The 12,453-nt window shown below is 45.2% G+C and carries 10 protein-coding genes and 4 tRNA genes; 1 reads left to right on the plus strand and 13 read right to left on the minus strand.

Features of this window, described 5'->3' with window-relative positions; all coding sequences use genetic code 11:
• Positions 1-44: 44 nt before the first annotated feature.
• The 13 genes from rpoB to G459_RS0102780 all read right to left on the minus strand — a co-directional run bounded on the left by rpoB (position 45) and on the right by G459_RS0102780 (position 11,501).
• Positions 45-3,920, minus strand: a complete 3,876-nt coding sequence (rpoB, locus tag G459_RS0102720; RefSeq protein WP_026966264.1) for a DNA-directed RNA polymerase subunit beta — start codon at positions 3,918-3,920, stop codon at positions 45-47.
• A 155-nt stretch (positions 3,921-4,075) separates the two neighbouring features.
• Positions 4,076-4,456: a 50S ribosomal protein L7/L12 gene (gene rplL / locus G459_RS0102725; protein ID WP_026966265.1), complete on the minus strand. Its 381-nt coding sequence runs from the start codon at positions 4,454-4,456 to the stop codon at positions 4,076-4,078.
• A gap of 41 nt (positions 4,457-4,497) precedes the next feature.
• Positions 4,498-5,040 (minus strand): 50S ribosomal protein L10, encoded by a 543-nt coding sequence (gene rplJ / locus G459_RS0102730; protein WP_026966266.1) that lies wholly within the window; start codon positions 5,038-5,040, stop codon positions 4,498-4,500.
• A gap of 2 nt (positions 5,041-5,042) precedes the next feature.
• Positions 5,043-5,741 (minus strand): 50S ribosomal protein L1, encoded by a 699-nt coding sequence (rplA, locus tag G459_RS0102735; protein ID WP_026966267.1) that lies wholly within the window; start codon positions 5,739-5,741, stop codon positions 5,043-5,045.
• Positions 5,742-5,751: 10 nt separating this feature from the next.
• The gene (gene rplK, locus G459_RS0102740) at positions 5,752-6,195 is read right to left on the minus strand and encodes a 50S ribosomal protein L11 (protein ID WP_026966268.1); all 444 of its coding nucleotides are present in this window, start codon (positions 6,193-6,195) and stop codon (positions 5,752-5,754) included.
• A gap of 3 nt (positions 6,196-6,198) precedes the next feature.
• On the minus strand, positions 6,199-6,756 hold the full coding sequence (gene nusG / locus G459_RS0102745) for a transcription termination/antitermination protein NusG (protein ID WP_026966269.1): 558 nt from the start codon (positions 6,754-6,756) through the stop codon (positions 6,199-6,201).
• A 13-nt stretch (positions 6,757-6,769) separates the two neighbouring features.
• Positions 6,770-6,958 carry a preprotein translocase subunit SecE gene (secE, locus tag G459_RS0102750; RefSeq protein ID WP_026966270.1) on the minus strand — a complete coding sequence of 63 codons (189 nt, stop codon included), beginning with the start codon at positions 6,956-6,958 and terminating at the stop codon, positions 6,770-6,772.
• 17 nt (positions 6,959-6,975) lie between these two features.
• Positions 6,976-7,046 (minus strand) — tRNA-Trp (locus G459_RS0102755).
• A 111-nt stretch (positions 7,047-7,157) separates the two neighbouring features.
• Positions 7,158-8,345, minus strand: coding sequence for an elongation factor Tu (tuf, locus tag G459_RS0102760; protein WP_026966271.1), 1,188 nt, complete (start codon positions 8,343-8,345; stop codon positions 7,158-7,160).
• A gap of 59 nt (positions 8,346-8,404) precedes the next feature.
• Positions 8,405-8,476, minus strand: a tRNA-Thr gene (locus G459_RS0102765).
• Between the two features lie 27 nt (positions 8,477-8,503).
• Positions 8,504-8,576 (minus strand) — tRNA-Gly (locus G459_RS0102770).
• 72 nt (positions 8,577-8,648) lie between these two features.
• Positions 8,649-8,731: transfer RNA gene (locus G459_RS0102775), tRNA-Tyr, on the minus strand.
• Positions 8,732-8,876: 145 nt separating this feature from the next.
• A complete protein-coding gene (locus G459_RS0102780) occupies positions 8,877-11,501 on the minus strand; it encodes a M1 family metallopeptidase (protein ID WP_084454326.1) in 2,625 nt (874 codons plus the stop codon).
• A 74-nt stretch (positions 11,502-11,575) separates the two neighbouring features.
• Between G459_RS0102780 and G459_RS0102785 the strand changes: the two genes are divergently transcribed.
• Positions 11,576-12,070, plus strand: coding sequence for an acyl-CoA carboxylase biotin carboxyl carrier protein subunit (locus G459_RS0102785; protein WP_026966273.1), 495 nt, complete (start codon positions 11,576-11,578; stop codon positions 12,068-12,070).
• Positions 12,071-12,453 lie beyond the last annotated feature (383 nt).

A 12,453-nucleotide genomic window follows, 5' to 3' on the forward strand; every position in this document is an offset into this window, starting at 1 on the left:
TTTTTGAGATATGTTAAGGGCGATTGCTCGCCCTATGAGCCTAATTAATCCAGTGTAATTTCAAGAGCCAAACCTCTCAATTCGTGAACCAATACATTGAATGATTCAGGGATGTTAGGCTTAGGAAGGTTTTCACCCTTCACAATCGCTTCGTAAGCTTTTGCTCTACCGATTACGTCATCAGACTTCACCGTCAGGATTTCCTGAAGTACGTGAGATGCACCGAATGCCTCGAGTGCCCATACTTCCATCTCTCCAAAACGCTGACCACCGAACTGCGCCTTACCACCCAACGGCTGCTGGGTAATGAGTGAGTATGGACCAATTGAACGTGCGTGCATCTTATCATCTACCAAGTGACCAAGCTTCAGCATGTAGGCAACACCTACGGTTACTGGCTGATCGAACTTGTTACCAGAAAGACCATCGTATAGGTAGGTACGGCCATAAGCAGGTACTCCAGCGATCTCCAATTCTGTAGCGACCTCTTCAAGAGTCGCTCCATCAAAGATTGGCGTAGCGAATTTCTTACCTGTTTTCTGTCCAGCCCAAGCCAACACAGTCTCGAAGATCTGTCCGATGTTCATTCGCGAAGGTACCCCAAGCGGGTTCAACACGATGTCCATTGGAGTTCCATCTTCCAAGAATGGCATGTCCTCGTCTCTTACGATTCGGGCCACGATACCTTTGTTACCGTGACGACCTGCCATCTTATCACCTACTTTCAGCTTACGCTTCTTGGCGATATAGACTTTGGCAAGTTTCACAATACCAGCAGGCAATTCATCGCCAACCTCAAGTGTGAATCTATCACGCTTGAATAGTCCAGAAATCTCGTTTCGGGAATTGACGAAGTTCTTCACCAATTTCACGATCAGTGAATTGGTGTGGGCATCCTCAGTCCAGTCATCCAAGATGATGTCTGAAATCAAGTTAGCCTCCTCTGGCACATTGTAGTTAGACTCATCTCTGTAAGGGTTCTTAGCAGGGAAGAGGTTATTTTCGATATTCTTCAGGTTGAATTTCACGCCTTTGCTGATGATCTCATCACCAAACTTGTGTCTTACACCCAAAGAAGTTTTACCGTCAAGGATAGTCACGAGCTTGTTGATCATTCGGGCTCTGATTCCCAGGAGATCCTTGGAGTATTTGCCTTTCAGTTTTTCAACTTCAGCTTTAGACTTCGCTCTGTTGTCTTTATCCTTTTTAGGTCTTGAGAACAATTTGGTCTCGATTACCACACCGTTCAGGGATGGAGAAGCTTTCAAAGAAGCATCCTTCACGTCACCTGCTTTGTCACCGAAGATGGCTCTCAAGAGTTTCTCTTCCGGCGTAGGGTCAGTTTCTCCTTTTGGAGTGATCTTACCGATGATGATGTCGCCTTCTTTCACTTCTGCACCGATGCGGATAATTCCATCCTCATCCAAATGCTTCACAGCTTCCTCCGATACGTTTGGAATTTCAGACGTCAGTTCTTCTTCACCGCGCTTGGTGTCACGAACTTCCAGTTGGAACTCTTCCACGTGAATAGAAGTGAAGATATCTTCACGAACCACTCTTTCGGAGATTACGATCGCATCTTCGAAGTTGTATCCTTGCCAAGGCATATAGGCTACCTTCAGGTTTTTACCCAAAGCCAGTTCACCATTGTTGGTGGAATATCCTTCTACCAGAACTTGACCTTTCAATACTTTCTCGCCCTTCAACACCAATGGTGTAAGGTTGATGGTAGTATCTTGGTTAGTTCTTCTGAACTTGATCAGATCGTATGATTTGTATTCGTTGGTGAAATTCACCAGTAGTTCGTCTGAAGTCAGATCGTACTTCACGGTGATTTTCTTTGCATCCACGTATTCCACTACACCATTTGCTTCCGCGATGATCAGTGCTCTGGAATCAATAGCCGCCTTCTTTTCCAATCCAGTACCCACGATTGGAGCTTCCGCTTTCAACAATGGAACTGCCTGACGCTGCATGTTAGATCCCATCAGGGCTCTGTTTGCATCATCGTGCTCGAGGAAAGGAATCAAAGAAGCCGCTACAGACACAATCTGGTTTGGAGCAACGTCCATGTAGGTGATTTCGCTCGGATCCAATACCGGGAAGTCTCCTTCAAATCGTGCTTTTACTTTCTCATTGACCAAGACACCGTTGTCATCGAGTCGGGCGTTTGCCTGAGCGATGTTATGGTTGTCTTCTTCTTCGGCAGTGAGGAATACAATTTCCTCAGGCTTCATACCGGCTTTTCCGTTTGCCACCTTTCTATAAGGAGTCTCAAGGAAGCCCATGGAGTTCACTTTCGCGTGTACGCAAAGTGAGGAGATCAAACCGATGTTTGGACCTTCCGGAGTCTCGATGGTACACAGACGACCGTAGTGCGTGTAGTGAACATCTCGCACTTCGAAACCTGCTCTTTCTCTGGAAAGACCACCTGGACCCAATGCTGAAAGTCTTCTCTTGTGAGTCAGCTCCGCCAGAGGGTTAGTCTGATCCATGAACTGAGAAAGTTGGTTGGTACCAAAGAACGAGTTGATTACAGAAGAAAGCGTACGGGCATTGATCAAATCGACTGGTTTGAAGTCTTCATTGTCACGAACGTTCATTCTTTCGCGGATTGTTCTGGCCATTCTAGCCAAACCAACACCGAACTGGCTGTACAACTGTTCGCCTACTGTACGAACCCTTCTGTTGGACAAGTGGTCAATATCATCAACTACGGCCTTGGAGTTGATCAACCCGATGAGGTATTTCACGATGGAAATAATGTCCTCTTTGGTCAACACAATCTTCTCAGGCTCAATGTTAAGGCCAAGCTTCTTATTAATTCTATAACGTCCAACTTCTCCGAGATCGTAACGCTTGTCTGAGAAGAACAAACTCTGAATTACTTCACGAGCGGTAGCTTCATCAGGAGCTTCGGTGTTTCTAAGTTGACGGTAAATAACCTCCACCGCTTCTTTTTCAGAGTTGGAGTTATCCTTTTGCAGTGTATTATAGATGATTGAGAAATCAGCCACGTTCACATCCTCTCTGTGGAGAATGATGGACTTGGAGCCTGAATCCAAAATCATTTCGATGTCTTCTTCTGTAAGAACGCTATCACGCTCCAGCAATACCTCGTTTCTATCGATGGAAACTACCTCTCCGGTATCCTCATCAACGAAATCTTCTACCCAGGTTCTCAAAACCCTTGCAGCCAGCTTACGTCCTCCGACCTTCTTCAAAGCAGCCTTGGTCGCGGCCACTTCCTCAGACAGACCAAAAAGGTCTAAGATGTCTTTGTCCGAACCGTATCCGATTGCTCTCAAGAGCGTGGTTACAGGGAATTTCTTCTTACGGTCGATATAGGCGTACATGACATTGTTGATGTCAGTCGCAAATTCGATCCAAGAACCTTTGAAAGGAATGATTCTGGCAGAGTAAAGCTTGGTTCCGTTAGTGTGCTTGCTTTGGGCAAAGAACACCCCCGGAGATCGGTGCAACTGAGATACAATGACACGCTCTGCTCCATTGATCACAAAAGACCCTTTCTCGGTCATGTATGGCAAATTGCCAAGAAATACCTCTTGCTCGATGGTTTCGAAATCCTCATTGTCCGCGTCGTGGCAAAGCAATCTCAATTTTGCTTTTAAGGGAACAGAATAGGTCAGTCCTCTGTCGATGCACTCTTCCACGCTGTATTTAGGCGGGTCTACTGCATAGTCAATGAATTCCAGGGTGAAATTCTCTCTGGAATCACTGATTGGGAAGTTTTCAGCGAAAACTTTGAACAACCCATCTGCCCGGCGCTTCTCTGCAGGTGTATCCAGCTGGAAAAAGTCTTTGAAAGACTGAAGCTGAATATCGAGAAAATCGGGATAGTCTTTGACCACCTTAATGGAGGAGAAACTTTTCCTTTCGGTTTGATTCTTGATAGCCAAGGTAGTGTATAGTTTATAGTGAAATTTAATACCGGAAAGTGACTATTATCACTTGAAATAATGCAATTTTTAACCTGAGCATAAACAGGAAAAGACCTGACTAGATTAGTCAGGTCTCTGGGCTAATTCGAACCTAGAGGGCCGAAATCAGCAAATTACTTGATCTCTACTTCAGCACCAGCCTCTTCAAGAGACTTTTTCAAAGCTTCAGCTTCGTCCTTAGCGATACCTTCTTTCAGAGCTTTAGGAGCTGCGTCAACAAGGTCTTTTGCTTCTTTCAATCCAAGACCGGTCAATTCCTTAACCAATTTCACTACTGCAAGCTTAGAAGCACCAGCAGCTTTAAGGATTACGTCGAAAGCAGTTTTTTCCTCTTCAACAGGAGCTTCAGTACCAGCACCGCCACCAGCTACCATTACAGCAGCTGCTGCAGCAGGCTCGATACCATACTGATCCTTAAGGATATCTGTCAATTCTTTTACTTCTTTTACAGTCAAGTTCACCAACTGTTCTGCAAGTTGCGTAAGATCTGCCATTGTATTAATTATTTAATTTGTTTTTGAATGATTTGATAAAATTACTTTGCTTCTCGCTCAGCAAGAGTCTTAAGAACACCAGTAAGGTTGTTCTGTCCAGACTGCAATGCAGATACGAGATTTTTAGCAGGAGACTGAAGCAATCCGATTAGATCACCCAGCAATTCTTGCTTAGACTTGAGGTTAGACAGTACTTCGAGGTTGTTTTCGCCCAGAAATACATCTGAATCGATCCCTGCACCTTTGAATACTGGTCTAGTCTCTTTTTTACCTTGTTTCTTTCTGAAATCCAGCAATACTTTTGCTGGAAGGTTACTAGTCTCTTTAGAGAAAATAATTCCAGAGAACCCTTTCAATGCACCATTCGCCAATTGGGAATAGTCTGCATCCAGATTTTCAAGAGCCTTAGCGATCAGGGTATTTTTGTACACTTTGTACTCAACACCTTTTTCGTAACAAGTTCTTCTGAATGCGTTCACTTGAGCTACAGAGAATCCGGAAGCGTCAGTGATGTAGAAGAAAGGGTTTTCCTTCAGTTTCTCAGTCAGACTGTCGATTATAACTTTCTTTTCGTCTCTAGTCATGATTAAATACCTTGAATGCTACCCTTGTCTACAGCAATACCCGGAGACATTGTGCTTGACAAATGAATACTTTTGAAATATGTACCTTTAGAAGAAGATGGCTTCAGCTTAGAGATAGTCATAATCAGTTCTTTCACGTTATCCTGAATTTGCTCAGGAGAGAAAGACACTTTTCCGATGCCAGCATGGATGATTCCAAATTTATCGACTTTGAAGTCGATTTTACCAGCTTTTACTTCTTTTACTGCTTTCGCCACATCTAGAGTAACGGTTCCCGATTTAGGATTTGGCATCAAGCCACGAGGGCCCAATACTCTACCTAACCTACCTACCTTTGCCATGACGTTAGGCATCGTGATAATGACGTCAACGTCAGTCCATCCGCCTTCGATCTTGGCAATGTAATCGTCCAAACCCACAAAGTCTGCACCTGCTTCGGTAGCTTCCGCTGCTTTGTCAGGAGTACAAAGCACCAATACTTTGATGTCTTTGCCAGTACCATGAGGAAGCGCAACAACGCCTCTTACCATTTGATCAGCTTTACGAGGATCAACGCCCAAACGGACATCGACATCTACAGAAGCGTCAAACTTAGTCATGGTAATTTCCTTAACCAGTGAAGAAGCTGCCTCCAGGGAGTACATTTGGCTTGCGTCGTACTTAGAAAGAGCTTCTTTTTGCTTTTTTGTTAACTTAGCCATTGTTTTTTATTTATACTTCCCAAGGGGCTTTACCAGATACAGTGATACCCATGCTTCGTGCAGTACCAGCCACCATTTTCATGGCAGATTCTACTTTGAAAGCATTAAGGTCAGGCATTTTCGTCTCAGCGATCACTCTTACCTGATCCCAGGTAACAGCTCCCACTTTCTTTCTGTTTGGTTCTGCTGAACCACTTTTGATTTTCGCAGCTTCCAACAGCAGGTTTGCAGCTGGAGGAGTTTTTACTACGAATTCAAAAGATTTGTCAGAAAATACTGTAATCAGAACAGGAAGCACAGTGCCCATTTTGTCTTGGGTACGTGCATTGAACTGCTTACAGAACTCCATGATGTTCAAGCCCTTGGAACCAAGAGCAGGACCTACTGGAGGCGACGGGTTAGCCTGGCCACCTTTCACCTGTAGTTTTACATAACCAGTGATTTCCTTAGCCATTGCTTAGTCTTGTTTTTCTACTTGTATAAAGTTTAACTCTACAGGAGTATTGCGGCCGAAGATCTTAACCATAACATTAAGTTTCTTCTTCTCCTCAAATATCTCCTCAATTGTCCCGGTAAACCCGCTGAATGGACCGTCCATTACTTTGACGGCTTCTCCAACGATAAACGGAGTGTCCTGCTTCTCGGCGAACTCATCAATCTCCTCAACCTTACCTAAGATACGGTTGATTTCAGATTGCCTTAACGGCTCAGGGGTTTTGGAAGCTCCCCCCTGACTTGAACCAAGAAACCCGATAACACCCGGGATACTCGTTATTACGTGATTGGCTTCCCCATTGGAAAGATCCGCATTGACTAAAACGTATCCAGGAAAGAAGTTTCTTTCTCTGACCCGCTTTTTACCGTTGCGCATCTCATATACCTTCTCAGAGGGGATGAGCACTTCAGGAATGTATTCTCCGATATTCTCTCTCTGGATTTCATTGTCCAGATAAACTTTGGTCTTTTTTTCCTGTCCCGCTACTACTCTGAGTACGTACCACTTATGTTCAGCCATTATGTAATGTCAATTAGAATAAATCATAAAACCATGTCATGATGTTCTCAAATCCCAAATCCACTACACCGATGAACAGTGCGAAGATGAGCGAAGCTACCAACACCAGTACGGCACTATTTTGGAGGAATGAAAACTTCGGCCAAGTGACCTTATTTTTCATCTCGTCGTAAGACTCCAGGACAAAGTTTTTAAGATTCATAGTCTACTTACTTGCTGCACGGGCAGAGAGATTCGAACTCCCATCAACGGTTTTGGAGACCGCTATTCTACCATTGAACTATGCCCGTGTGAATTAACGTCCCGCAAATGGGAACGCAAAATTAGGAATAAAGTCTTTAGAAACAAATGCGATCCCAAAAATAATTTGGGATCGCATCGTTTACATATACTAAGTATAATTAGTCGAGGATTTCGGTAACCTGACCGGCACCTACTGTACGACCGCCTTCACGGATCGCAAATCTCAAACCTTTCTCCAAAGCTACAGCTGACAACAAGGTAACTTCGATAGTTACGTTATCACCTGGCATTACCATTTCAACGTTCTCTGGAAGTTTGATTTCTCCAGTTACGTCAGTAGTTCTAAGGTAGAACTGTGGTCTGTACTTATTGAAGAATGGAGTGTGACGTCCACCTTCTTCTTTAGAAAGTACGTAAACTTCAGCTTTGAAGTGTGAGTGTGGCTTCACAGATCCTGGCTTACAGATAATCATACCACGTTTGATCTGTGATTTTTCAATACCTCTTAGCAATAGACCTACGTTGTCACCAGCTTCACCACGGTCAAGGATCTTACGGAACATCTCAACACCTGTTACGGTAGACTTAAGACCTTCAGCACCCATACCGATGATATCAACTGCTTCACCAGAGTTGATGACACCTCTTTCGATTCTACCTGTAGCTACGGTACCGCGACCTGTGATCGAGAATACGTCTTCTACTGGCATCAGGAATTCTTTGTCAACCAAACGTGGAGGGATTGGAATGAAGGTATCAACCGCATTCATCAATTCCATGATGGTTTCTACCCACTTATCTTCGCCGTTCAATGCACCAAGTGCAGAACCTGCGATCACAGGGATATTGTCACCGTCAAAATCATAGAACGAAAGTAGCTCTCTGATTTCCATCTCCACAAGCTCAAGAAGCTCTGGATCGTCCACCATATCCACTTTGTTCATAAATACTACAAGCTGAGGTACACCTACCTGACGAGCCAAAAGGATGTGCTCTCTGGTTTGCGGCATTGGTCCGTCAGTTGCAGCTACTACAAGGATAGCACCGTCCATCTGGGCAGCACCAGTTACCATGTTTTTAACGTAATCAGCGTGACCAGGGCAATCTACGTGAGCGTAGTGTCTGTTTTCAGTCTGATATTCTACGTGAGAAGTATTGATTGTGATACCTCTTTCTTTCTCTTCAGGAGCGTTATCAATTGAAGAGAAATCTCTCAATTCAGAAAGACCTTTTTTAGCCAATACGGTAGTGATGGCGGCAGTCAGGGTTGTTTTGCCATGGTCTACGTGTCCAATCGTACCGATGTTAACGTGCGGCTTGGAACGGTCGAAGGTTGCTTTTGCCATGCGTGAAAATCCTCAGTTTAAGTTTAAAGATATGTTTAGATAATAATTCTCTGTAATTGAGCCAACGAGGGGAATTGAACCCCTGACCCCTTCCTTACCAAGGAAGTACTCTACCCCTGAGCTACGTCGGCTTAACCCATTGTGCTCTGTCAGCACAGAGCGGGAGACGAGGCTCGAACCCGCGACCTGCAGCTTGGAAGGCTGCCGCTCTACCAACTGAGCTACTCCCGCTTGTAACCGGCGTACCGGATTTTTTAAAGCCCTGCAAAACTAGAAAAAAAATTTTGCATTCAGGCAATTATGTGGGGGAAACAGGATTCGAACCTGTGAAGACATAAGTCAACGGATTTACAGTCCGTCCCAGTTGGCCGCTTTGGTATTCCCCCAACTGCGTCAAAATCTTAAAGTTTTTACCCCTTGTGACCTTAACGGATGGCAAAATTATAGCCTTTTATTAAAGTATCAAAGGATGCTTCCCAAATTTGAAAACTTTTTACCTCCAGATATTTCAATGTTTTCAAAATCAACCAATTAATTTTCTTCCTTGAGTGCTTCGAGGAAATAATTGTAGTAGTTTTTGAGTTCGGGATCGCTTTCTGCGTCCGTTAATCGGCCGAGTTCCTTAACAACGGCCTCATCGTCCGCGAATCCGAGGAGTGCCTGGAAGGCTCCTAAACGGATGAAATTTTGCGATTCTTTTTCCATCAAGGACAATAATTCGCTCACGGCTTCCTCTTTACCCTCCGACGGATGCCTCGAGAAATACTCACTGAAATAACCCATGAAATAATAAAGTCCCTCTCCGGAAAGCGCTTTCAATCGCCCTAAAAACCACTTCCCTCTTCCTGTCACATTCTGCTGAATGTAATATTCAGCCACTGGGACAGTAATCCTGAAATTCTCATCTCCCGAAAACCGCTCAACCACCGTGGAATCCACTGGGTTTTCCGTAGCGCTTACCAAGCCCATCAATGCTGATCCCGCTACCAGATAGGATGGTTCATTTGCCAGTCTGAGGAATGTAGACCGGTATTTCTCCGGATCCCAGGCCGCCAAGAGATCCAACGCTCCTGCGCGAACCGAGCTCCTTGGGTCTTTTTCGGCTAGTTCATAGATCTTTTCTTCCAAACCGGAAATACGACTCCGCCACTCCGGGTCATTTTGCAAAAAGCCCAGCGCGTTTTCCCTCACCGACCAAAAGGAATCGGCAATAGCCAATGGCAAAACCTCCAGCAATTGCTCTGTGGCCTCTCGCGACACGAGGCTGTCCAACGCCTCGTACCTTGCCACTCCCAACTTGGATTCTTTGAATTGCTGCGCAAATTGATCCGAACTGATCTCCTGTGACCGTCTTGCAAGCAGATTTTTGCCTTCGTCTACGTAGACCTGCGAAACGGCTACTTCATTCTCCAGTGCGAATTGTTGAAAAGCCTTTGTCATAGGGAAAATCCTCGATTTTCGAGCCCCTTCTTCATACCAACTCACCTCTATCGGCAATTGAAAAAGCGGCGCATTTTCCAGTTCCTGCACTTGGTAGGCTGATATGAGTATGTTCTCAGGCTGGGAATAGTCAACGTCGAAGTAGAGCTCAGGATGGCTTTTATCCAAGAACCACTGGTTGAAAAACCAGTTTAGATCCTGTCCGCTTACTTCCTCAAAAGCCAGCCTCAGATCATGCACCTCCACGGATTGAAAAGCATGTTGTGTGAGATACAAATTCAGCGATTGGAAAAAAGCCGCATCTCCCACCTGCTGCCGGAGCATGTGGAGTATCACACCACCTTTGTTGTAGCTATGCGAGTCAAACATGTCCTCAGAATCGACATAGTCAAAGCGGATCAGGTCCACCTGCTTGGTCTCAGACTCTGCAAAGTAGCCTTCCATCTCCGCGATCAACTTAAGGGCCGCTTCGTCTTTTCCGTACTTGTGTTCGTTCCACAGGTATTCGCTATAGTTGGCAAACGCTTCATTCAGCGTGAGATTTGCCCAGGATTCGGTCGTCACCATATCCCCAAACCACTGGTGAAAAAGCTCGTGGGCGATGATGTAGTCCCATTCCGAATCGATGGCCTCGCGCTCGTTAAGTCTCAGCTCCTCTATGAAGATCGAAGCAGTCGTATTCTCCATCGCGCCAGACACAAAATCCTTCACCACGATTTGATCGTACTTTGGCCAGGGATATTTCACTCGGAGCTTTTCCTCAAAAAACCCGATCATCTCAGGCGTGTTTCCAAATACTTTGGCAGCGCCGTTTTCAAACCCCTTTTCGACATAATATCCCAGAGGCACGTCTCCCCATTTGTCTTCCACCTTACCAAAATCTCCGATCGCAATTGCAGCCAGATACGGAGCAGAAGGAAGGTTTAGCTCCCAATAGTCTTTTCTAAATCCATTTCCCAGCGACTCCTGCTTGATCAATTCTCCGTTGCCTACGGTCACCAGCGAATCCGGCACGGTGAGTTTGAAAAGCTGAGTCGCCCGCTCATTGGGCTTGTCAACCGTCGGAAACCACTTGCTGTTGTGCTCCGTCTCACCCTGAGTCCAGATCATGGTTGGCTTGCCGGGAATCGTATCCATAGGGTCAATGAAATAAAGCCCTTTAGTGTCTGTGATAGCCTTACTCCCGTTTCCTGCATTCCGCTCGGGAAAAGCGGTATAGTTGATCTCCACCTCAAACGTATCTTTTGCAGTCAGCATTTCTGGCAGATAAATCGTCAGCTGCTTTTCATCGTAGCTGTAGCCGAGTTTCGAAAGTTTCTCATCCTCAACCAGCGAGATGGCTCCCACTTCGAAGTCTTTAGCATCAAGTACCAACTCTTTTTGGGCGTAAAAAAATGGCTTCAGAGTCAGTCGGGCTTTGCCCAAAACCGTCTGTTTGCTCCAATCAAACGACAAATCCAAGTCGGTATGCAGCAAATCAAAATCCCGCGTAGAACTCGGCTGATAGGCTTCGATCTCGGTTTCCTTCTCCCGGATCAACTGCAAAATCGCGGCGCTGTCCACCTGGGACGTAGTATCCGGAGCTTCCAGCACCAAAGGGCCGGGATCAGATGTCACGGCGGGCTTTTCAGACTTACAGGACGCAGCAAAAAGTAGTGCGACTGCCCCTCCCATGGCCAAGAAGGTATTCGAAATTTTGGTTGGATTCGAATGCATTTGTTTGATATTTTGAAAATTCTAAACGAGGCGGTTCCTCGCATCGATGTATATTCACACCCAAAATAGCAGGAATGTTTTCAGTTATCCTTCAAAACACCGCCCATTCAGTCGAAAAAACCGAGGATTCAATCAAAGTCAACCAACAGGAGATTGTCTGGGATTTGAAATGGGTAGAAGACAGAAAAATACATCTAGTTCGCGGAACAGAGTCAATTGAAGCCGAGCTGCTCTCCATCGACCGCGCCACAAAAACTCTTCTCATCCGAATTGGCCACAAAACGGCCACTTTGACGCTCAAAGACCGATTTGATCTTTTGCTGGAGAAAATGGGGATGAGCGCCAATGGCAACGGAAGTCTGAAAGACATCAGGGCGCCTATGCCCGGCCTGATCCTGGACCTGAAAGTAAAGCCGGGTGACGAGGTCAAAAAGGGCGACGTCGTCCTGATTCTGGAGGCAATGAAGATGGAAAACAGCATCAAATCCCCGGGAGACGGAGTCGTGAAAGAGATAAAAGTCTCTCTCAAACAAAGCGTCGAGAAAAATCAGGTTTTAATCCTCTTTTAGCAACCGAGAACAAGCTGCTATTTCACTTTCACCGTCGCCTGTGCCAAAACTATTTGATCCACTAAAATAGAATGCAACGAATCTCGTTAGTTATCAGCCAAAGTAAGTTTTTGAATCAGGTCAATTTTAACAACCGAAGCAACATTGAATCAGCTAATTAGCTTTTAGAATGCAACTCAATCGCCCCCATTTTTGGATTTTGGTCTTTCATTGTGAGTTGAAGAAATTATATTTGTCGGATTGTTTCGCCTTTCCGGGTCCATTCGATCAGATTTTGACAAACAAATCCAGATATCAATCGGGCTTTGCCGATCCCAACTTTAGAATCAAAAATCCAATAATGAAATCAAGCATGAAGGATCAGGTCACTCAATTGGATGACT

Source organism: Algoriphagus terrigena DSM 22685 (genome assembly GCF_000429445.1).
In the GTDB taxonomy this organism is placed as follows: domain Bacteria; phylum Bacteroidota; class Bacteroidia; order Cytophagales; family Cyclobacteriaceae; genus Algoriphagus; species Algoriphagus terrigena.